The sequence below is a fragment of the Austwickia chelonae genome (assembly GCF_003391095.1).
Taxonomy (GTDB): domain Bacteria; phylum Actinomycetota; class Actinomycetes; order Actinomycetales; family Dermatophilaceae; genus Austwickia; species Austwickia chelonae_A.
In genome coordinates this window covers 2,964,435-2,984,725 of sequence record NZ_CP031447.1, presented here as the reverse complement: position 1 = coordinate 2,984,725, position 20,291 = coordinate 2,964,435, and the positions used below count along the sequence as shown (strand labels likewise).

Here is a 20,291-nt window from a genome sequence, read left to right as displayed (position 1 = left end):
GTGGCGGATGTTCTCGTTGAGACGGGCCGGACCCCATTGTTCCGGTCGGAGACTGCTGTCGGGACTAAACCTCCGACCGGTACGGCCGATATATCGGTGTTCGGCAGGCTGCATCGGGTCGGTGCTGCCTGGGCACGGTGCTGAGGGGGAGGTGCCTGGACGGTGACATCTGTCAGGCGGGGCGATGTGGTGCGTGTTCTCGTGGTGCTCGGTGTGATCTTCGCCGTGGCGTTCGTCTTCGTCGGTGCGGGGACACTCCCGGCCGGGGCGGTCGAATCGTCGGCGGAGAAGGCCGCCGCTCCTGCTCCTCTGCCGTCGGTTTTCAAGGAGGCCATCTGGGGCACGATCGCGTCTTTTGCCTTCACCGCGCTGGCCCTGGTGGTCGTCGGGCAGATGAGTCGTCGGCCTTGAACGGCTTCGAGAGCGGGTTCCCAGTGTGCCGGGCCTTCAGCAGGCAGCCGGGGCAGGGTCGGCTCGGTGCTGTCCGGCCCGGGTCTTCCCGGGGACGGTGCAGGCCGTGGCGAGCAGGATCTGCGCCAGGAAGTACAGCTGGAAGATCCCCAGGATGCCGCCGGTCGGCCGGTACCAGTGCACGCCGAAACAGAGGGCAGCGGTGGCGGTCAGCCGGATGAGACTCTCGAAGAGCGAATCGCTGAGCGGGTCGGCTTGCTCTCGGGTAGCGGTGGGGGCGTAGGCAGCCCACAAGGCGACCCCGTAGACCACCGGGACCAGTGCGTTGATGCAGAGCCATGACGTGCCGCCCGCAGTGACCGAAGCCATGACACAGGCCACGGCGGAGACGAGATGGGCGGTGATCTCTGCTGCGCGCCCGGTGTCGATCCTGCCGGCGAGTCCCATCGTGAACCCTCTGTCATCTGGGCGGCTGTGGCCTGTCCGGCAGCCGTGCCTTGGCCTCAAATTTTAGTCGATTTCCTTGTTTCCCTCAGGAATTCGCCGCATCTGCCGAAGAGAGGGGGAGCCCGGAGCTGGGAGCCGATTCGCGCTGCCGTCCGAGGCGAGTCACGGAGAGGTACTCGATGACGGGATCACGGCAGGAACGGTCGGCGTTGGACGAACGACGAGCTTCCCAGGTTGCGGGGCTGCTCGGTCTGGTCTTCGCATTGATGGCTGCTCTGTCCTGGTCGGGAGTCGCTCCGGCCCGAGCCGCTGTGCTGACGGGCGTGTTCACGGGGGATCACCTCGTCGACTTCTGAGATGCCGACCGGCGGCGCAGCCCGGTTGGACGCCGAATGGACGATCCCGTCGGGCGCGCACGCCGGAGACACCTTCACCCTGACCCTGCCACCGGAACTCGTGGCGACCTCCACCGCACCCTTCGACGTACACGCCCCGGACGGTGCCCTGGTCGCCCGGGTCGTCTGGTCCGGCAACCAGGCTGTTTTCACGCTCACGGATTATGTGGACACCCATTCGGGGACGAAGGGGTCGGTGTACTTCTCGGCGAGTTGGTCGCAGACCGTCGACCGCAACACCACGAAGTCGTACGTGTTGTCCTTCGCCGAGATCCCGAACTCGATCACGATCGACCATGTCGCCGACGCCGAGGGCGGCACCGAACAGGCCTTCGGCAAGACGGGGGTCTGGGCCGACTCCTCCGAAGGCAGCACCTCACCCACGGAGGCGTTGGTCTGGGGGGTCTTCATGCCGACCGGCCCCGTCCAGGGTGTTGCTTCGCCGGTGGTGATCACCGACACCCCCGGGCCAGGGCACACCATCGACTGTTCCAGCGTGATCGGTCGGCAGCGGGAGTACCTTGCAGGTGGAGTGCCGGACACCACCAGGCTGCCGTCGACGCTTTACACCGTGACCTCGTGCTCGCCGAACCAGTTGCAGATCACCCTGACCGGTCACTATCCGGGAGAGCCCGCGATCTACCCAGGGGAGAACATCTACTTCAGCCTGCGCACCTCCATCACCCGGGCCTCGGCCGCGAGCTACGAGAACACCGCGTCGATGCAGGCCGCCGGATTCAGTTCCCCGGCCGACGTCTACACGGTGCGTCGCACCGAAGCCGGTGGCCAGGGCGTCGGCAGCATCAGCGTCACCGTCGGGGACCTGGTGTGGAAGGACCTCAACCGGAACGGAGTGCAGGACCCGGGAGAGCCGGGCATCCCCGGAGTGATGCTGGAGATCCTCGACGAGAACGGCAACCCGGCCCACGACATCAACGACGACGAGATCCCCCCCGGAGAGCACCGGCGCGGATGGCCGGTACAGCTTCACCGGGCTACCCGCGCTGCCAGCCGGGCAGTATTACACCGTGGTCGTGCAACGCACGGCTTCAGCGGAGGCCTTGGCCGGGTTGACCCCGACGATCGCCGGGGCCGGCGGTGACCGGACGAAGGACAGCAGCACCTGGTCTGCGATATCCGGGGATCTGACGGCCAACGGGCAACGTGACGACTCCTTAGACTTCGGCTTCGTGACAGTGGCGACGCCCCCGCCGACGACGACAACGACGACCGTACCCCCGACCACGACCGTACCCCCGACCACGACCGTACCCCCGACCACGAGCGTGCCTCCGACCACCGCTCCCACGACGACGCCCCCGACCAGTACGACGAGTGTGACCAGCACCCCGCCGACCACGAGCTCGACCACCACAGCACCGCCCATCAGCACCCCGCCCACGACGCCCCCGACCAGCACGACGCCCCCGCCCACCGCGCCCCGCCCGCTGCCCCGACCCGAACCGTCCGACAGCTGGGTGCCCTCCCACCCGCCAGTGTCTTCCGCGCCGATCCCCCCGACGAATGCCACCGAACCGACACCGGTGACCGACGAACCGGTCCCCGTCCCGGCCTCCTCGGACCCTTCGGTGCCGATGCCGCCACCACCGCCGGAGGAGAACGGGTCGGTCGGCTCCGAGCCAGCCCCACCGCCCACCCCAGGCCCGGGAAGATCACCACGACAGCCCCGCGTCGACGACACGGCCAGACCGGTGACCGCGCTGGCCCGACCCGCCGCTGACACACTGCCGCACTCCGGCACGACCGTGCCCACCGAACTGCTCCTCGGCGGCGGCTGCCTGCTGATGGCCACCGGCGCGCTTCTGCTGGCCATCGGAAACCCGCGACGACGGACCTGAACCCCGCCTCCGTCCGCCGGGCTGATCGCCCCAGCGGTACCGTCCACCCCGGAAGGGATCAGCCCACCGACCCGGCGACCCGCCGACCCAGCTCACCGGCCGCCGAACGCAGCCGGGCAACCACGTCCTCCACTGGGACCTCCAAGGCCCCGGACGGCCAGGTCGCGGCCAAACTCGCCACCGGATGACCGTGCCGGTCGAGGACCGCCACCCCCACCGACTCGAAACCAGGCGTCACACTGTCCCGCTCGTGGGCATGACCCTGCTGCCGGACGTCACGGAGCGCAGCCCGCAGCTCCCGGAGCGAGGACGGGCCCACATCATGCCGGGTGACGAAACTGCTCGGATCGGGAAAGAGCGCCCGCACCTGTGCGGACGGCAACTTCGCCAGCATTGCCAACCCGCTCGCCGTCAACCCGGCAGGCAGGCGCACATCCACATCCGACACCAAGGGCGGGCGACGCGGGGCCCGCTGCTCCACCACGTAGATCACATCTCGTCCGTGCAAGACCGCCAGATGAGCCGTCTCCCCGAGAGCCTCCACCAGCCGCGACACCAACGGCCGACCGATCCGCGCCAAGGGCGCCTGCCGGGTGTACGCCGTCCCCAGCTCGAAAGCCGCCGGGCCGAGCGCATACCGGCGGCTCTCCGGCAGATGGGTCACGAAACCCCTCGAGGCCAGCGCGCCCAACAACTTGTACATCGTCGAACGAGGCAGACCCAGATCACGGGCCATCGCCGCCGCCGGCAACGGCTCCACATGCCGGGAGAGCAACAACAGGACGTCCAAAGTGTGTTGGGCGGCAGGCACCGGGCCAGTCATCCCCCGAGCCTAGACGCGCCCGCACCCCGCAGCCTCCCGACCCGCACGGCCCCGCCCACCTGCTGAAGACGAAAAAACCTGGGCTGCTAGCCTGTTGCCGCTGGCATCCACTGCCACGTCCTCGAAGTTCGGTTGATCCCGACGCTGTCGCGCAACGGTAGGAGCCCCGCAAGGGCTGAGCCCGGTCATGGGGGCGCGCGCCGACCACGGCCAGTTGCCCCCGCCGGAGGGGCAGGTCGTCACGGCGTCGTGCCCGTTCCCTGCCTCCCCGGTCTGTGCCGACCGAAGGGAAAAACCCATGCGCACCCACTCCACACCCCGACAGCCACGGGTACAGCTGCGCGTTGCCACCGCGATGCTGGTGGCGGCTGCGCTCGCCGTCGGGACGGCTGGTTGTGATGCCACGAAGACCACGAAGGACGCGGGGAAAAGCCAGGCCTCAGCCGCCGGGTCGAAGGACACCGCGTACCCGTTGACCTTGTCGACCTTCGACTTCGGTCACCGGAAGAAGGAGATCACCGTCAAGGAGACCCCGAAGAAGGTGCTGGTCGAAGGGCATAACAACATCGAGATCATGCTTGCGTTGGGCCTGGCCGACAAGATCTCGATGGCGGCACCGACCTCTGCGCCAGTGCGTGAGGATCTCGTGGAGAGATGGGCCGGGGTGAAGAAGGCTCAGGCTTTTCCGTCGAAGGAGGAGGCCATCGCGCTGCGGCCCGATCTGATCCTGGGCTGGTACGGCGCCTTCCAGGAGAAGAAGTGGGGGGATGTCGGTTTCTGGCACGACCGCGGCATCAACACGTACATGTCGTTGAACAGTTACGCCCAAGGCCCGAAGGTGCCGCAGAAGGTCGATTTCGAATATGAGGACATCCTCAACATCGGGAAGATCTTCGACAAGCAACGTGAAGCCGAGAAGATCGTCGCCGAGATGAAGGGCGCTCTCGACCAGGCGAAGAAGGCGCAGGAGAAGCAGCCTGCACAGCAGGGCATCGCCGTCCTGGAGGCGACATCGGGACAGTTCCGGGTCTACGGCAAGACGTCACTGGCCGGGAGCATCGCCGACTCTGCCGGGGTGAAGCTCGCCGTCGGGGAGAGCGACGACAAGAAACAGATCGGTGCCGAGCAGCTCATCGAGGCCGACCCGGAACACATCTTCATGGTGTTCTACGGAGCGGATGCCGAGGCTTCTGCGAAAGCGGTGAACACCGTCCTGGAGGATCCGGCGCTGGCCGGGTTGACAGCGGTGAAGGCGAAGAAGGTGCATCCGGTGGCGCTGTCGTCGATCTACTGCAGTGGGTTGCGCACCCAGGACGGCATCACCACCTTCACGAAGGCGCTAAGTGCTTGACCTGCGCAGGTTCCCGATGGTCCCGGTCCTGATGGTGGTCTTGGGCGCGTCGGTCTTGGGCGCGGTCCGGATCGGCGCGACCGATCTGGGGGTGTCGCAGATCGTGTACGCCTTGGCGAATCCGGCCGAGGAAGGCCCGGTCCGAGACATCGTCTGGTTCGTCCGGCTGCCGCGCACGGTGCTGGCGGTGGCGGTCGGCACGATCCTGGCGACCTCCGGGGTGGTCATGCAGGCGGTGGTGAACAATCCGCTGGCCGATCCGTACGTCCTAGGGATCTCCTCGGGGGCTTCGCTGGGCGCGACCTTGGCGTTGATGGCCGGGCTGGGCCAGTGGGTGGCGGGCAATGCTGTCGGCGTGTGCGCTTTCGCCGGGGCTTTCCTGGTCTCGTTGGCGGTGCAGATGCTCGCGAGTGTCGGCGGGCGGGCCGACGCGGTGCGGCTGCTGCTGGCCGGTCTCGCGTTGAGCTCGGTCACCGGGGCGTTCACCAGCCTGGTCGTCTTCCTCGCCCATGACGCGCGTGGACTCCAGGAGGTGACCTTCTGGTTGATGGGTTCGGTGGCGGGAGCCAGGTGGGAGAACCTGGTCGTCATCGTGCCGGTGGTCTGCGCGGTGGTGGCTTTCTTCCTCACCCAGTACCGGGTGTTGAATCTGATGTTGCTCGGTGACGAGACGGCGTTGACCCTCGGCCGGGACATGGTGCGTTGTCGTCACCTGTACCTGTTGCTCTCCTCCTTGGGGATCGGCATGGCGGTCTACGCGGCGGGGACCATCGGTTTCGTCGGGTTGATCGTCCCGCACGTGGTGCGCATGGTCGTCGGTACCGATCACCGTCGGTCGTTGGCCTGTTCGGCGCTTTTCGGTGGTGTCTTCCTGGTATGGGCCGATGTGGTGGCCCGGGTCGTCCTGGACGGGGGTGAGCTGCCCATCGGGATCGTGACCTCGTCGATCGGGGCGCCGGTGTTCATCTGGTTGATGGCGCGCAGTACGTATCGTTTCGGGGGTTTGCGATGAGAGTGCGGGCCGAGGACGTGTCCTGTGCGGTCGCCGGGCGGCAGATCCTGCAGGACGTGCATCTGGAGGCGCCCAGCGGTACGTGTGTCGGGGTGGTCGGGCCGAATGGCAGCGGTAAGACGACCTTGTTGCGGTGTCTGTCCCGGTTGACGGTCCCGGCTCGGGGGCAGGTCCTCTTCGGGGAACGGCCGTTGGCTCGGATGAGTGTTCCCGAGGTGGCGCGCACGGTCGCGGTGGTCGCCCAGCACAACCAGTACGCCTTCGACGTCACCGTGCGTGATCTGGTCCTGTTGGGGCGGGCGCCGTACAAGCGGCTGATGGAACGCGATACGGCTGCGGATCACGAGATCGTGCGGCAGGCGTTGTCCTCGGTGGGGATGTCCGATCTCGCGGACCGGGAGTATTCGTCCTTGTCCGGTGGCGAGCAGCAGCGGGTGGTGGTGGCGCGGGCGATCGCCCAGCAGACGCCCTGCCTGTTGTTGGACGAGCCGACGAACCATCTGGACGTGCATCAGCAGTGGGAGATCCTGGAGGTGGTGCGTTCGCTTCCGGTGACGACGGTGGCCGTCTTCCACGACCTGAACCTGGCGTCGCACTTCTGCGACCTGGTGTACGTGCTGGAGGTGGGGCGGGTGGTGGCGTCGGGGCCGACGGGGGAGGTGCTCACCTCGGAGCTGATCCGCCGGGTGTTCCGCGTGGAGGCGGAGGTGCTGCGCGACGGGCAGGGCTCACTGGTGATCGCCTATCGGGGGTTGGCCGGGGAAACGTAGGCCGGTCTACTGGCCTTCCAGCGAGGGGTCGAGGGTCTCACTGGTCGGGCGGTGACGGAAGACCAGATATTTACTGGCCACGAAGTTCACCGGGGTCGAGACGAAGATGGCGATGATCTGCGCCCAGTACTCCCGGGAACGGATGCCCTCGGACTCGTTGAGCCAGGAATAGTCGAGGTAGAAGAAGGAATCCGGGTGGGTGAGTGCCCACTGACAGATCATTCCGACGAACATCGCGACGATTCCCGAACCGCAGAAGGCGAGATAGCGACGGAACCAGCGTCCGGCGGAGTGATTCGCGAAGGTGTAACGCCGGTTCAACTCGAAGTTGGAGAGATTGGCGCCGAAGAAGGCCGCCAACCAGACGAAATTCCGGAACCGGAAGGAGTATTCCCCTCCGGGCAGGGAGAACAGCGGGTCACCGGCGTTGACGGTGCCGCCGTTGGCGCGATGCAACACGATGCTGATGGCGAGGTTGACCAGGACGCCCAGAGCACCGATGACACCGAAGACGACGATCTGACGTAGTCCTGCGTGGTTCCAGAGCTTGCGCACTCGTCGACAGTAACACCGTGCCTTTGACCAGCCCGGATCGATGGAGTTGGGCTTTTGGTCCGGTGTTTCCGCCAAGGGAGGCGCTGGTTTCCAAAATCTCGGTAAACATTCCGGCGGCACTCCGGTTTGTCCACGGCATGGTGCAACGGCCGCATGAGGATATCTCGATGGGAGCCGAGGCGAGGGTGAGGGAAAAAGCGGCCACACTGTCGGCGGGGACACTGATCGCGGCATTACTGGTCGGGGTCACCGGCTGCGCTTCAACGAATTCAGACATGTACGAGGACGAATCCCGGATCCGGCAGGCAGTTCATCGGGCAGAGAACGACAAAGGGCAGCTGTCCGAGGTCGTCGTCCACCACATCTGGCAATCCTGTGCCACGGTCACGATCCTCTACCGCGACAAAGGCAGTAGATCCGCTGTGGCCACCAAGGAGGACGAATTCTGGAAGGTCCATTACCCGAAGGGGAAGTCCACCTCCGGCGACGAGATCACCACGGAGGAACGCTGCCGGTGGCTGGCCACGGAGAGGCCTTGACCTTGTCTCGGATCCGAGACACAGATCGGTGACAGATCCCACGACGGCCGTGCCCGCCACAGTTCGATAAGAGGATGACTTCATCCTCCACGTCACCGCCCGCGCCGCCGTCCCACACCGGCGGTTCCGCCGCCACCGGGCACACCCAGGTCGTCGTCGGTGCTCAGCCGCTCAGCGTGGCCGATGTCGTCGCCGTCGCCCGCCACGGTGCCCAGGTCGTCCTTGCCGAAGATGCTCTCGAACGGATCCGTCGCACCCGCGACGTCATCGACGCACTCGCCGACGACGACATCCCCCACTACGGCATCTCCACCGGATTCGGGGCGCTGGCCACCACCTCCATCCCCCCGGAGAAACGAGCCCGCCTCCAGGTCAGCCTGATACGCAGCCACGCTGCAGGCAGCGGACCCCAGGTCGAGACCGAGACCGTCCGCGCGCTGATGCTGCTCCGCCTGGCCACCCTCGCCACCGGACGCACCGGCGTCCAGGAGACCACCGCCCGCACCTACGCGCAGCTGCTCAACGCCGGCATCACCCCGGTCGTCCACGAATACGGTTCACTCGGTTGCTCCGGCGACCTGGCCCCGCTCGCGCACTGCGCACTGGCCGCCATGGGCGAAGGAGAGGTCCACGACCGCAACGGAACCCGCCGACCGGCCGCCGACGCCCTCGTCGAATCCGGCATCACCCCCGTGGTCCTGCGGGAAAAAGAAGGCCTCGCGCTCATCAATGGCACCGACGGCATGCTCGGCATGCTCTGCCTCGCCGCCACCGACCTCGCCATGCTGTTCACCAGCGCCGACATCACCGCTGCCATGAGCATCGAAGCGCTCCTGGGCACCGACCGGGTCTTCGCCGAAGACCTCCAGGCGTTGCGCCCCCACCCCGGCCAGGCCGCCTCCGCCGCGAACCTACGCGCCGTGCTTGCCGACAGCCCCCTCCGAGCCAGCCACGACACCCAAGCCTGCACCCGCGTCCAGGACGCCTACTCCCTACGCTGCAGCCCCCAGGTCCACGGCGCCGCCCGCGACACCCTCACCCACGCGCTGACCGTCGCCGGACGCGAACTCGCCTCCGCGATCGACAACCCCGTCGTCACCCCCGACGGTCGGGTCGAGTCCAACGGCAACTTCCACGGCGCACCCGTCGCCTACGTCCTCGACTTCCTCGCCGTCGTCGTCGCCGACGTGGCCTCCATGAGCGAACGCCGCACCGACCGCTTCCTCGACGTCGCCCGCAACCAAGGGCTGCCGCCCTTCCTCGCCGACGACCCCGGCACCGACTCCGGCCACATGATCGCCCAGTACACCCAAGCCGCCATCGTCTCCGAACTGAAACGACTGGCCGCCCCGGCCTCGGTCGACTCCATCCCCAGCTCGGCCATGCAGGAGGACCACGTCTCCATGGGATGGGCCGCCGGACGCAAACTGCGCCGGGCCGTCGACGGACTCGCACGGGTCCTCGCCGTCGAATACCTGACCGCCGCCCGAGGGCAGCTCCTCCGATCGCCCCTGCAACCCGGACCGGCGACCGGAGCAGCCGTCACCGCCCTGCGCGAAGCCGGCTGGGAAGGCGCAGGCCCGGACCGCCATCTCGCCCCGGACATCGAACTGGCCCACCGCACCATCCGCGACGGAGACCTCGTCCGGGCTGTGCAGCAGGTGATCGGACACCTGTACTGACCTGCCCGGATGACATGTCCTGGGTGGCGCCGCGCCCGAACCGGGCCGGTTCCGCCCAGGCTGCTAGTCTCCCCAGCATGACCAGCGAGGAAGCCTTGCCCTCATCTCCGAAGCAGTCTCGGCGGACGGCGCTCGCCGGTACGGTCGGTGCGATCCTGCTCGCTCATCTGGCGTACTGGCTGTACGCCTTCCGCTTCCACGTGCTGCAGGGCGACGACTATTACAACGCGACGGTGTCGGGCCACCCGTACGGCCGGTTGTCGTTCACCGAATGGGTGGCCTCCTATGTCTACGACTACACGAGCCTGAACGGGCGCTTCGCGGACACCCTGGTGCGGGCCCTGTTGGCTCCCGGTCCGTGGTTCTGGCAGATCGTCGGGCCGGTGCTGTTCACCGCCGTGGTGGTACTGGTGTGGCTGTGGGGCCTGTCGGCCTCGGCAGGAGTGCGCCGGTGGGCGACCGGGCGCTCAGTGGCCCTGCTGATCGGTTCGGCCACCTTGTTCCCGGTGATGATCGCGACGAAGCTGGCCGTGGCCGGTGACGTGCTCTTCTGGATGTCGGCGACCGTCAGCTACGTCTTCACCGTCTTCTTCGCGCTGATCGGCGGCTTCGTGCTGATGCGCATCGCTTCCGGTCGTGCGGTCGGACTGCCTCTGCTGGTGGTCGGATCACTGGCGGTCGTGGTGACCCATCTGATGCACGAGCAGGGGTCGACCGGGATGGCGGCACTCGTCATCGCGACGTGGATCGTGACCCGGCGGGAGCATCGCAGCCCGGCCCTGTGGGTGTGTACGGCGGCGAGTGTCATCGGGCTGGTCACCCAGGCGGTCGCGCCCGGCTACTGGCTGCGGCTGACCGAGTTCAACAGCCCGGAGACGGCGCAGAGCGGCAACCGGCTCGCCCAGCTGGCCAATGGCTCGCAGGCACTGGTCGACACCGGCTGGTCCTTCGTGTTGATGGCGTCCTTCTTCGTGGTGGCGGCAGCCTGGTCGCGCCGCCGGGACACCTTCATCGTCATCGGCGGATGCCTGGCCCTGACCGGTGGCATCGGGTCGTGGCTGATCAGCCGCCACCGGTTGACCCGGTCGACCTTGCGGGTCATGACGACGAACGAACCGTTCACGAACGACCAGATCGCGATCGTCGCCGCAGTGGCAGTGGGCCTGCTGGTCGTCTGCGTGATCGGCCTGCTGATGGTGACGATCGCCGGCCGGGATGTGCTGGGGCCCATCCCCGCCATGGCGGTGCTCGCCGCGATGGGGGGCGGCGCGATCCCGTGGGTGATCGGTTTGCTGTCCTTCCGGGCGTACCTGCCGACGAATGTCTGGCTGGCGGTCGCCGTGGTGGCCAGCGCGCACGTGTTGCTCACCCCGCAGTTCCCCACCCGGCCCGAGGCCCCTCAGCTCCCGGAGAAGGAAGCCACCCCTCGACCGGAGACCAACGCGAAACCCGAGACCCCGCAGGCACCGCCCCGGACGATCAAACAGCAGGGAAAGGCCTGCCTGTCGAAGGTCTTCGCCCGGATGCCGTCGGTTCCCGGCGTCCACCCTGCCGCGCTCTGGCTCGTGGCTGGCACACTGGTCCTGGCCCTCACCTCGTCGGTGTGGCCCGCAGCCCTCACGATCCGGGCCACCCAGGCCAATGCCGCCACCTGGGAGAAGACCGCCCACCAGATCGAGGAGGCGAAAGCCGGACGGTGCAAGCAGATCGCCATGCCCGCCCGGTGGCCGACCCCGGCCTACCTGTACAGCAACGGCATCCAGAGCCCCCGGTATGCCGACAAGATCCATCGCTACTACGACCTCCCCAAGGATGTGAAGCTCGTCTACGGCGGTAAGCCGGCAGACTGCGCGCGCCGATGACGGCTGAGAACGTTGAGAACACTGCTCGTCCCCGTACCCCCGCCTCCTGGTGGTCGGCCTGGTGGGCCAGGCCGGTCACCACGAGGCTGTCGCAGGTGGTGCTGCTGCTGGTCTCCGGGCTTTTCCTCGTCTACTGGCTGAAGGTCTTCCAGTACCACTTGGTGCAGGGTGACGACTTCTTGAATGCGGCGATGGCCGGCCGTCCTGGCGGGCGGATGAACCTCGTCGAGTGGTGGGGCACGTACATGCACGACTACACCGAGGTGAACGGCCGGATGGCCGACGCTCTGGTGCGTCTGCTGCTGATCCCCGGGGCGTGGCTGTGGCGGATCCTGGGGCCGGTGACCTTCTTGGTGACGACCTGGTTGATCTACCGTGCGGGGCCGGCGTCCTTGCGGGCCAGGGGTGCGGAGCTGCCGTTCTGGGCGGGGCCGGTGTTGTGGGTGGCTGCGGCCTGTGCGGTGCCTTTCATGATCTGGCGGATCCCGATCATCGCGGGGGATGCGATCTTCTGGATGTCGTCGACGGTGACCTATGTGATCTCGACGGTGTTCGTGATGGTCGCGGTGTTGGGTCTGGCCCGGTTGTCCGACGGGGTGCGTCCGGCGCGGCCGACGATCGCGGCTTTCGGGGCGGCGATCCTGCTGGCGCATCTGTTGCACGAGGAGTCGTCCTTGGCGATGGCTGCCGCAGTGGTGGGGACGTGGCTGGTGGCGGCGCATCTGCGTCGGGACCGGATCCTGTGGGTGTGGTCGGGGGTCTCCTTGACCGGTTTCCTGTTGCAGACCTGCGCTCCGGGGGTGTGGGCGCGTTTCGCGTTGACGAACGGCGGGGACGGCCCCAAGGGTGTGAACAGTGGTCTGCTGGCGAAGTTGGCGAATGCCGAGCAGGTGTTGGCCACGGCGACGGGGCCATTGCTGATCGCGGCGACGGTGTTCGTGACATTGTTCGTGTTCTGCCGCCCGACGGGGTGGGTGCTGCGCGGGGTGGCCGTGGCCTCGGCGATTTCTGCGGTGGTGGTCGATCAGCTCGCGGTGTACCGGTTGGCGAAGGGTCTGCGGATCTTCGAGGGCGGTATCGCCGATGTGACCGATCGGTTGCCGGTGGTTCTGCCTGGCCTGGTCGGGGTCGCCGTGGTCTTCGGCGGTCTGCTCTTCCTCGGGTTCGCATTGCGTGATTCCTTCGGGTCCTTGTTCTTCGTCATGTTGGCGGCGGCGGGCGGTTCACTGGTGGCGCCCTTCGGGATCGGCGTGGTCACTCCGCGCAGCTATGTCCCGCCGTTCTTGTTCCTGTCCGCTGTCGTAGTGATCCTGGCCGCTCAGGTGATCGCGGACCAGGTGGAGAATCCGGTGGGATGGACGAAGCTGCGGATCGTGGCCGCGGCGGTGGTCGTGCTGGCCTGTGCGTCGACCTACTACAACAGCGCCCCGGTGGCGCGGCGTCTGCCCAAGGAGATGGCGGTGAACGAGCGGGTGTGGCGCACGGTGGAGGCACAGATCGACCGGGCCCGGTCGGGGGAGTGCACGAAGGTGGAGATGCCCAAGTCCTTCCCGCGGTTGTACCTCTTCTACAGCGGCGCCTACCTGGAGTCCCGGTATGCCGGGTACATGAAGCTCTACTACGAGCTTCCGAAGAAGGCTTCGTTCACCTGGCAGCAGGGCGAGGGCAACTGCGCGCCGAAGACTGTTCGTGAGGATTCTGCGCGTGAGTGAGACCGCCGTCCGACCCCCTTCCCCGGAGACTCAGGGCGGCGGTCGACTCGTGCCGCCCGCCTGGCGTCGCTGGGCGGGTGTGGCGCACTACCTGAGCCTGTCCGCGGTGAGCGGCGCCCTGATGGTCGTCATCAGCCAGTACTTCCCGACGCCGGAGCGTCCGTCGCTGCGGCTGGGGTGGAGCGACCACATCGTCCTGGCGCCGCTGGGTATCCAGTGGGCAGAGCCGGACGCTTTCGCCGGTGACTGGTTCCTGGAGAAGGCGCCTCAACCGCACTGGCTGTTCGACTACGTGGTGATGTGGGGGCGTCAGGCCGGGGCGCTTTCCGAGGTGTTGACGGTCTACTGGCTGTTGACCTGCCTGGTCTTCGGGTTCGCGACAGCCTTGTTGGCACGGTCGTGGGCCCGCAGGGGCCACCGGTGGGATGCGTGGGTGACCACCGTGCTGGTGACGGCGATCGCCGCGAGCGTCCCTTATTCGATCGCCGGGTCGACCTGGATGGGTTACCCCTCGGCGGTGCCCAATATGTTGGGCGCCTCGATGCTGTACCTGCTGACGGGTCTGTTGGTCACCGGGCATTACCGGTGGGCTCTGCCCTTGGTACCGATGTTGTGCGCGGTGCACGTGCAGATCGGCGCGATCGGGCTGGTGCTCTGTTTCCTGGGGCTGCTCTGCTGTATCCCGCAGATCCGCCGCGGCGAGATCGGCAAGGGGCTGTTGGCGGCCTATCTGGCCTCCGGGGTCGCCGGGGCGACGGTCGTGGTGGTGGCGATGCGTTCGCGGCGGGTCGCCGCCGAACGGTCCGACTTCATCGAGATCTGTAACACCCTCATCCCGTACCACTGTTCGGCGGCGACCTGGAGCGGCCGGGTGGTCATGGTCGCGGTGGGCAGCGCACTGTTGGCGATCGTCGCGGCGATGTTCGCCCCGAAGGGTCGGCGACCGATCTTCCTGACGACCGTCGGGGTCAGCGCGTCGGGCACGGTCATCGCGATGTTCCTCGACCGGTACCACTTCCCGTTCTTCGGGGAGATGATGCAGGCCCTGAACGGCTACCGGGTGGCCCTGGTCGTCTACCCGTACGCGGCCTGGGGCGTGCTGCTGCCTTTCCTGCGCCCGGCGAACACCATCCTGCGGGGGGTCGCTGCCGCGGTCTGTGCGCTCGCGGTGCCGATGCTGTTCATCGACACCGGCGGCAAGATCGCCTATTCCGGGCACAAGACGGAGGTCTTCAGCTGGGCGTGGCTCTCGATGGGGGCTTACGCCCTGCTGGTGGCGGCGGCTGCATTGGCCGCACTGCTGGTGGCTTCGCCGCGGTGGCGTCCGGTCGCGGCGACTTCTGTCGTCGCCGGGTTCGCGGTGTGGTTCGGGGTCTCCGCCGTGGCCAGCGGAGTCTTCTACAGCCCCCGGCCGGTGGCTTTCCCCTGGGGGGACAAGGCTTTGATCACGTGGGGTGAGCAGGCCCGCAAGATCGTTCCGCCCCGGTCCACCGTGTTGATCCCACCGGCGTCCTCCCACTACCGGTTGCCTTTGGAGCGGGCGCTCGTCGCCGATTGCAAGGACATTCCTTATGGCGGGGAGCCGTACAAGGAGTGGAAGGAACGCCTGAACCATTTGGGTGGGCCGGGGCAGTGCACCGGGCGTGGCGCCGAGTTCGAGGAGTTGAGTTCGGCTCAGTTGATCAGGGCCGCCGACCGTTACCGGGCGGACAGCATCATCGTCACTCCCGGGGAGAAACGGGAGCAGGTCACTGGTCTCAAGGCGGCCGGGTGGGTCCACCACCCGCTGAACTCCGGCTGGGTCAAGGCGTCCATCTTCGTGCGTCCCGGCGTCCGGGCAAGTTCATGAGGTCGTCAAGCCGGACACGTCCGGAACATGGCAAGATGGCTCCGGTTCCGCGGACGACAATCAACCGCTCAGGGTCGGAGCAGCGGTGGGGTCTCGCGAGGACAGCGAAAGGAATTCCCGCCCCATGGTGGAGCTGATCAAACGCATTCTGCGGCACAGCATCGTCCGTTACCTCGTCGTCGGCGGGTTGAGCTTCGCTGTCAGCGGAATCATCGTCAACATCCTGGTCGAGGTCGTCGGCTGGTCACGACCTGTCTCTGGCCCGGTCTCCTTCGGGTTGACCTTCTTCGTCAGCTACACCCTGCAGCGGGCCTTCGCCTTCCGCTCCGAAGCCGATATCACCGGGTCCGCAATCCGCTACCTGATCCTGGCCGGGTTCAACACCCTCGCCCAGATGCCGATCCACTGGATCTGCGAACAGATCGGCCTGGGTCTGCTCACCAGCATGTTCGTCGGTACCGCGTTGACGACCATCTGGAACTACTTCGCCTACAAGCACTGGGTCTACGTCGACCGTAACCACCCCCTGCCCGCCGACACGGAGACGGTGGCCTGGCACGAACGCGCCGTACACAAGGTCAAGTCGGTCTCCAATATCGGCCCGGTGTCGGCATCCTCCGACACCGTCAGCCCCGTCGCCCCCTCGGAGAGAGGACCTCAATGAGCGCCACGCCAGCGCTGTCCGTCATCGTTCCGGCCCACAACGCTGGGCCGGTGCTGGGCACCACCGTCGAGCAGCTGACGGCAGCGCTCGCCGACATACCCGGTTCCGAGGTCATCGTCATCGAGAACGGGTCCACGGACGGTACGTGGGCGTTGGCGCAGGAGCTGGGGGCGCGTGAGTGGCCGGTTCCGGTGGTGGTCTGCCAGTCGGCGGTCGGGCTCGGTGAGGCCTACCGGGAGGGGATCCGGCGGGCCAAGGGCGAGCGGCTCCTGTTGACCGCGGACGATCTTCCGTTCGGATTGAGCGATGTCGAGGCCTGGCGGACCGCCGGGTGCCCGGCCGGGTTGGTGGTCGGTTCCAAGGCCCACCCGGGGTCGACGGTGCCGCGGGCTTTCGTCCGACGCCTGATGACCTTGGTGTTCACGACCTTGCGGCGGGGAACGCTGGCCTTGCACGTCGGTGACACCCAGGGAACGGTCTTCGTGCCGACGCAGTGGGCCCGTGAGGTGCTTCCGGCGCTACGTGAGGGCGGTTATCTCTTCTCCACGGAGCTGCTGTACGCCGCTCACCTTCAGGGGCATGCGATCACCGAGGTACCGATCGTGCTGCGTGAACGTGATGACGACGGTGGCACCCGGATCAAGGTGTCCGACATCCTCGAGATGGCGTTCGGCCTGGTGAAGTTGCGTCGTCGACGGGGCGAATTCACGCGCAGCTGACGCTGCTGGGCTGCCCGGTCAGGGTGGCTTCATCATGTGACGGCGGTGGGGCCCCGACCCGAGGGTCGGGGCCCCACCGCCGTCATGTCATGGGTCAGTTCTGTTGCGAGACGACCCTGGCCAGTCGTTGTGCTTCGGCTTCCAAGTGCGCCGGGGTGATGTCCCCGATGTACCGGATGCTGGCTTCGTCCTGTTCTTCGGCGGTTTCGAGTTCGTCGTCGGCGTCTTTCTCCCCGGAGAGTTCTTTCGCGGAATTGCCGACGGCGGACATGCCGTTGGCCAGCCCGGGGAACATGTCATGTCCGGCCCAGTAATGCATGACGGTGTTGATGACGGCCATGAAGGGCACGGAGAACAGCGCGCCGACCATGCCCAGCAGGAAGGAGCCGAGGACGACGCCCAGGATCACGGCCAGCGGGTGGAGGGAGACGGCCTTGCTCATCAGGACGGGCTGCAGGATGTGTCCTTCGACCTGCTGCACCACGAGGATGATGGCCAACATGATGAGGGCCACCACGGGGCCTTTCACCACGAAGGCGACCAGGACGGCCAGGCTCGCGGAGACCACGGCGCCGATGATCGGGATGAACGACCCGAAGAAGATGATCAGACCCATCGGGATCAGCAGCGGCAGACCCAACGCCCAGGCACCGATGGTGATGAAGACGGCGTCGACGGCGGCGACGATGCACTGGGTCTTCGCGTAGGAGCCGAGGGTGACATAGCCGCGGCGGAAGGCCTCGTGGACGCGGTCGCGCATGATGCCGGGAAGCAGCCGGACGGTCCACGACCAGATGCGGTCGCCCTCGGCGAGGAAGAAGAAGGTCGAGATGAGGGCGATGAGCGCTCCCGCGAAGAATTCTTTCGCGGTGTCGCTGGCGCGCAGCACCCCGGTGGTCAGCGTTTTGCTGTTGTCGGACAGCCAGGCCCGCCCGCTCTGGATGTACTGGGAGATCTGGTCGCCACCGAGGTGGAGGGGTCCTTGCTCCAGCCAGGCGGTGACCCGGTCTATGCCGACTCCGGCCTGACGCACCAGGTCGGTCACTCCGGCGACGAGTTGGCTTCCGGCGAGGGACAGCAGACCGACGACCACGGACAGGAAGACGACCATGGTGACCGCGGAGGCTGCGTGCCGGGCCATGCCGAGCTTGTGGTTCAGGAAGACGGTCATCGGCATCAACAGGCCGGTCAGCAGGATCGCGACGGCGATCGGAATGACGACACTCGTCGTCGCGGCCAGCACCTTCATCAGGCCCCACAGGGCGACCCCGATGACGATCAAGCGCCAGGCGTATCCGGCGGCGACGCGCAGCTCGAAGGGGACGTGTTCGATCGGGTCGCGTCGGATGACCTGGTCCGGTGAGGTCGCCGACCAGGTGGGGGAGACCTTCTGGGAGTCCTCCGCTGCGGGCGTTCCGTTACGGATCGTCACCGAGTGCGGCTGTTGAACGGACACGCTACGGCGGGCAAAGCGGGGAATCCTGGCCATGACACCTCAAGTCGAGGTCGAAAGAGAAAAAGGGACGCTGGGAAGTCTCCCACGCCGATGGCCTTGATGCAGGGCAAGCCTTGGCGAACGCTGTACACAATGGCGGGGACACCGGTGCTGATCGCACCGAAAAGCAATCAATGGCACCGGTGTCCGAGAAAGTTCATTCTCCCAGCAGCGAAGATTCCTGGGGGGTGACCCGTGCCCCGTTCTCGGTCTGGTCCACCCGGTACACGGTTGCGTCGGACCGTTCGGCGTAGCAGCCTTCGAGCTGTCCGTCGACGAAGTGCAGCCCGGCTCCGTTGTCGGCACCCCACCCGGCGGGCAGCTGGCCGGTGTCGACGTATTCGGTGAAGCGGGGGCGGCGTTCGGCTTCGCCGTCGAAGTGCGGGCAGAACGAACCGGGGAGTAATCCGAGCCCGTGCGGGAAGGGGGTGACCCCGGTGCCGTACCCGTCGGTGGCGCAGGCTTCGAACCAGGCGGCCCCGCCGGCGCCTACTCCGGCGAGGACGACGTCCCGGCCGGGGTCCGCGGCGATGCTCTGCAATTTGCGGGACACGCCATGGGCTGCCCACAGCGCCATCATGTTGACCGTATTGCCTCCGCCGACGAGGAAGACGTCCACCTCGTCCAGCCGGGCCAACGAATCGGCGGCGCCTTCCCACAGGGTCAACACGCTGGTGCGGGCTCGGCTGCGGCTGTAGGCATTCATGAACCGGGACACGTAGAGGCCGTTGTCTCCTGAGGCGGTCGGCACGAAGCACACCAACGGGTTGCTCGCAGCCGTCAACGACAGGATGTACCTGTCGAGACCGGTCGCGACATATCCCTCCGAGGTGGAGAAGCCGCCGCCGCCCATCGCGACGATGTGAGTGGTCATATCGGTCACGCTATAGCTCGACAGGCCACGAAAGGGGTTACCGCTGCGTGGTACTCGCCACGCAGGAGGCGGGAGGGCGGCTGTCTGGCCGCGCTCGTCGGGACCGGGCCGCAGGTGCCGCGGTCGGCCGCCGGACTGCGTGGCGAGCCGTGCACAGGAACAGCGGTCGCCCGGAAACACCTGCCAAGCTGAGACGATGCGTATCGCTCTCGCCGGATATGTCTACGGCCGAACTCTGCACGCACCGCTCATCCACGAAGCCGGTGGGCGGATCGTCGCGGTCGCGACCTCCTCACCACAACGGGCTGCGCTCGTCCGGGAGGACCTGCCTGAGGCCCGAGTCGTCCCTGATCTGGACGCCCTGCTCGCCGGGCTGCCCGACATCGGCGCCGATGCCGTCGTGCTCGTGACCCCGACCGGGAGACACGCCGACCACGTGCGGGCTGTCGTCGACGCCGGGGTGCCCTGTGTCATCGACAAACCCCTGGCCTGCGATGCGGACACTGCCGCCGCTGTGGTGGCATACGCCCGTGCCGCGCAGGTGCCGTTGACCGTCTTCCAGAATCGCAGATATGACACCGGTGCCCGTGCACTGACCGGTCTGCTCGCCGCCGGTGAGACCGGCCCGCTGGGGAAGCTGCGCCACGTCGAGATCCGTTACGAACGGTGGCGTCCGGTGCCGAAACAACGCTGGCGGGAGCAGACACCCTGGCACGAAGGCGGCGGCATCCTGCTCGACCTGGGCAGCCATGTCATCGACACCGCCGCCCAAGCCCTGGGGCCGGTGAGCAGTGTGTACGCCCAGCTCGACACGGTGACCACCGTCGCGGAGGACGACGCCGTCCTGCACTGCCGACATGCCGCAGGCGGACGGTCCACGCTGACGGCCTCCTCCCTCGCTGCCGCACCCGGCCCGCGACTGCGGGCGACCGGTACCCGCGCCGGTTACCTGTGGGACGACTCCGACGAAGGCTGCCACTGGCCGGACCTGCGGGATGCCCCCGGACACGCCGGTTTCCTCGCCACCGGCGACCAGCGTCGAGCCGTGCCTCTTCCGCCCGGCGGCCCCGCCGACTTCTACCGCCAGCTGGGCCGCGCCCTGAACTCGACCGGTGGCTATCCGGTGGTGCAGGCGGCGATGCCCGTCGACCCGGCCGACGCCGTGCACACCCTCGCCGTCATCGATGCAGCCCGGCTCAGCGCGGCCGAGAACCGGGTCGTCGAGCTCGACTGAGGCCCTCAGAACATGCGCATTTTGCTGGGTTCGCACTG

Annotated in this window: 20 protein-coding genes; 14 read left to right on the top strand and 6 right to left on the bottom strand. The window is 67.3% G+C overall.

Going from position 1 to position 20,291, the window contains the following annotated elements:
• Nucleotides 1-162 precede the first annotated feature (162 nt).
• On the top strand, nt 163-411 hold the full coding sequence (locus DX923_RS13180) for a hypothetical protein (RefSeq protein ID WP_162872980.1): 249 nt from the start codon (nt 163-165) through the stop codon (nt 409-411).
• 36 nt (nt 412-447) lie between these two features.
• On the opposite strand, the gene DX923_RS13175 is transcribed toward DX923_RS13180, so the two are convergent.
• A complete protein-coding gene (locus DX923_RS13175) occupies nt 448-858 on the bottom strand; it encodes a hypothetical protein (RefSeq protein WP_116115593.1) in 411 nt (136 codons plus the stop codon).
• Nucleotides 859-1,037: 179 nt separating this feature from the next.
• Between DX923_RS13175 and DX923_RS16285 the strand changes: the two genes are divergently transcribed.
• Nucleotides 1,038-1,214, top strand: coding sequence for a hypothetical protein (locus tag DX923_RS16285; RefSeq protein ID WP_162872979.1), 177 nt, complete (start codon nt 1,038-1,040; stop codon nt 1,212-1,214).
• A gap of 1 nt (nt 1,215) precedes the next feature.
• Nucleotides 1,216-2,355 (top strand): Ig-like domain-containing protein, encoded by a 1,140-nt coding sequence (locus tag DX923_RS13170; RefSeq protein WP_116115592.1) that lies wholly within the window; start codon nt 1,216-1,218, stop codon nt 2,353-2,355.
• Here the strand turns inward: DX923_RS13170 and DX923_RS13165 are convergent.
• Nucleotides 2,275-3,027: a hypothetical protein gene (locus tag DX923_RS13165; RefSeq protein WP_162872978.1), complete on the bottom strand. Its 753-nt coding sequence runs from the start codon at nt 3,025-3,027 to the stop codon at nt 2,275-2,277. The genes DX923_RS13170 and DX923_RS13165 overlap by 81 nt on opposite strands.
• Nucleotides 3,028-3,170: 143 nt before the next feature.
• Nucleotides 3,171-3,935 (bottom strand): IclR family transcriptional regulator, encoded by a 765-nt coding sequence (locus DX923_RS13160; RefSeq protein WP_116115590.1) that lies wholly within the window; start codon nt 3,933-3,935, stop codon nt 3,171-3,173.
• A gap of 298 nt (nt 3,936-4,233) precedes the next feature.
• Between DX923_RS13160 and DX923_RS13155 the strand changes: the two genes are divergently transcribed.
• Genes DX923_RS13155 through DX923_RS13145 form a run of 3 tightly spaced genes read left to right on the top strand, consistent with a single transcriptional unit; the run spans nt 4,234 to nt 7,068 of the window.
• Nucleotides 4,234-5,286 (top strand): ABC transporter substrate-binding protein, encoded by a 1,053-nt coding sequence (locus DX923_RS13155; protein ID WP_162872977.1) that lies wholly within the window; start codon nt 4,234-4,236, stop codon nt 5,284-5,286.
• A 16-nt stretch (nt 5,287-5,302) separates the two neighbouring features.
• Entirely contained in the window at nt 5,303-6,298 is a 996-nt protein-coding gene (locus DX923_RS13150) for a FecCD family ABC transporter permease (RefSeq protein WP_162872976.1), read from the top strand.
• Nucleotides 6,295-7,068: an ABC transporter ATP-binding protein gene (locus DX923_RS13145; RefSeq protein WP_116115587.1), complete on the top strand. Its 774-nt coding sequence runs from the start codon at nt 6,295-6,297 to the stop codon at nt 7,066-7,068. The genes DX923_RS13150 and DX923_RS13145 overlap by 4 nt, the downstream gene beginning before the upstream one ends.
• A gap of 6 nt (nt 7,069-7,074) precedes the next feature.
• Here the strand turns inward: DX923_RS13145 and DX923_RS13140 are convergent, their stop codons facing one another.
• Nucleotides 7,075-7,623, bottom strand: coding sequence for a GtrA family protein (locus tag DX923_RS13140; RefSeq protein WP_162872975.1), 549 nt, complete (start codon nt 7,621-7,623; stop codon nt 7,075-7,077).
• Nucleotides 7,624-7,790: 167 nt separating this feature from the next.
• On the opposite strand from DX923_RS13140, the gene DX923_RS13135 reads away from it, so the two are divergent.
• The 7 genes from DX923_RS13135 to DX923_RS13105 all read left to right on the top strand — a co-directional run bounded on the left by DX923_RS13135 (nt 7,791) and on the right by DX923_RS13105 (nt 16,650).
• Nucleotides 7,791-8,162, top strand: a complete 372-nt coding sequence (locus DX923_RS13135) for a hypothetical protein (RefSeq protein ID WP_162872974.1) — start codon at nt 7,791-7,793, stop codon at nt 8,160-8,162.
• A 74-nt stretch (nt 8,163-8,236) separates the two neighbouring features.
• Nucleotides 8,237-9,844 carry a histidine ammonia-lyase gene (gene hutH, locus DX923_RS13130; RefSeq protein WP_116115584.1) on the top strand — a complete coding sequence of 536 codons (1,608 nt, stop codon included), beginning with the start codon at nt 8,237-8,239 and terminating at the stop codon, nt 9,842-9,844.
• 77 nt (nt 9,845-9,921) lie between these two features.
• Nucleotides 9,922-11,706 (top strand): DUF6056 family protein, encoded by a 1,785-nt coding sequence (locus DX923_RS13125; RefSeq protein ID WP_162872973.1) that lies wholly within the window; start codon nt 9,922-9,924, stop codon nt 11,704-11,706.
• A complete protein-coding gene (locus DX923_RS13120; RefSeq protein WP_162872972.1) occupies nt 11,703-13,418 on the top strand; it encodes a DUF6056 family protein in 1,716 nt (571 codons plus the stop codon). Before DX923_RS13125 ends, DX923_RS13120 begins: the two co-directional genes overlap by 4 nt.
• Nucleotides 13,411-15,267 (top strand): DUF6798 domain-containing protein, encoded by a 1,857-nt coding sequence (locus DX923_RS13115; RefSeq protein WP_116115581.1) that lies wholly within the window; start codon nt 13,411-13,413, stop codon nt 15,265-15,267. The genes DX923_RS13120 and DX923_RS13115 overlap by 8 nt, the downstream gene beginning before the upstream one ends.
• A 124-nt stretch (nt 15,268-15,391) precedes the next feature.
• Complete coding sequence (locus DX923_RS13110; protein ID WP_116115580.1) at nt 15,392-15,931, top strand: GtrA family protein; 540 nt, start codon at nt 15,392-15,394, stop codon at nt 15,929-15,931.
• Complete coding sequence (locus DX923_RS13105) at nt 15,928-16,650, top strand: glycosyltransferase family 2 protein (protein WP_116115579.1); 723 nt, start codon at nt 15,928-15,930, stop codon at nt 16,648-16,650. The genes DX923_RS13110 and DX923_RS13105 overlap by 4 nt, the downstream gene beginning before the upstream one ends.
• Nucleotides 16,651-16,744: 94 nt before the next feature.
• Here the strand turns inward: DX923_RS13105 and DX923_RS13100 are convergent, their stop codons facing one another.
• Both DX923_RS13100 and DX923_RS13095 read right to left on the bottom strand, forming a co-directional pair.
• A complete protein-coding gene (locus DX923_RS13100; RefSeq protein ID WP_116115578.1) occupies nt 16,745-18,139 on the bottom strand; it encodes an AI-2E family transporter in 1,395 nt (464 codons plus the stop codon).
• Between the two features lie 163 nt (nt 18,140-18,302).
• Nucleotides 18,303-19,019: a Type 1 glutamine amidotransferase-like domain-containing protein gene (locus DX923_RS13095; RefSeq protein ID WP_240322634.1), complete on the bottom strand. Its 717-nt coding sequence runs from the start codon at nt 19,017-19,019 to the stop codon at nt 18,303-18,305.
• Nucleotides 19,020-19,215: 196 nt separating this feature from the next.
• Between DX923_RS13095 and DX923_RS13090 the strand changes: the two genes are divergently transcribed.
• Nucleotides 19,216-20,253, top strand: coding sequence for a Gfo/Idh/MocA family protein (locus DX923_RS13090; protein WP_116116338.1), 1,038 nt, complete (start codon nt 19,216-19,218; stop codon nt 20,251-20,253).
• Nucleotides 20,254-20,291: the final 38 nt, after the last annotated feature.

Coding starts and splice junctions, on each gene's coding strand:
- DX923_RS13175 (WP_116115593.1), bottom strand. CDS start 858: ATGGGACTCGCCGGCAGGATCGACACCGGGCGCGCAGCAGAGATCACC.
- hutH (WP_116115584.1), top strand. CDS start 8,237: ATGACTTCATCCTCCACGTCACCGCCCGCGCCGCCGTCCCACACCGGC.
- DX923_RS13120 (WP_162872972.1), top strand. CDS start 11,703: ATGACGGCTGAGAACGTTGAGAACACTGCTCGTCCCCGTACCCCCGCC.
- DX923_RS13135 (WP_162872974.1), top strand. CDS start 7,791: ATGGGAGCCGAGGCGAGGGTGAGGGAAAAAGCGGCCACACTGTCGGCG.
- DX923_RS13105 (WP_116115579.1), top strand. CDS start 15,928: ATGAGCGCCACGCCAGCGCTGTCCGTCATCGTTCCGGCCCACAACGCT.
- DX923_RS13150 (WP_162872976.1), top strand. CDS start 5,303: ATGGTCCCGGTCCTGATGGTGGTCTTGGGCGCGTCGGTCTTGGGCGCG.
- DX923_RS16285 (WP_162872979.1), top strand. CDS start 1,038: ATGACGGGATCACGGCAGGAACGGTCGGCGTTGGACGAACGACGAGCT.
- DX923_RS13155 (WP_162872977.1), top strand. CDS start 4,234: ATGCGCACCCACTCCACACCCCGACAGCCACGGGTACAGCTGCGCGTT.
- DX923_RS13100 (WP_116115578.1), bottom strand. CDS start 18,139: ATGGCCAGGATTCCCCGCTTTGCCCGCCGTAGCGTGTCCGTTCAACAG.
- DX923_RS13145 (WP_116115587.1), top strand. CDS start 6,295: ATGAGAGTGCGGGCCGAGGACGTGTCCTGTGCGGTCGCCGGGCGGCAG.
- DX923_RS13125 (WP_162872973.1), top strand. CDS start 9,922: ATGACCAGCGAGGAAGCCTTGCCCTCATCTCCGAAGCAGTCTCGGCGG.
- DX923_RS13110 (WP_116115580.1), top strand. CDS start 15,392: ATGGTGGAGCTGATCAAACGCATTCTGCGGCACAGCATCGTCCGTTAC.
- DX923_RS13095 (WP_240322634.1), bottom strand. CDS start 19,019: ATGACCACTCACATCGTCGCGATGGGCGGCGGCGGCTTCTCCACCTCG.
- DX923_RS13170 (WP_116115592.1), top strand. CDS start 1,216: ATGCCGACCGGCGGCGCAGCCCGGTTGGACGCCGAATGGACGATCCCG.
- DX923_RS13160 (WP_116115590.1), bottom strand. CDS start 3,935: ATGACTGGCCCGGTGCCTGCCGCCCAACACACTTTGGACGTCCTGTTG.
- DX923_RS13090 (WP_116116338.1), top strand. CDS start 19,216: ATGCGTATCGCTCTCGCCGGATATGTCTACGGCCGAACTCTGCACGCA.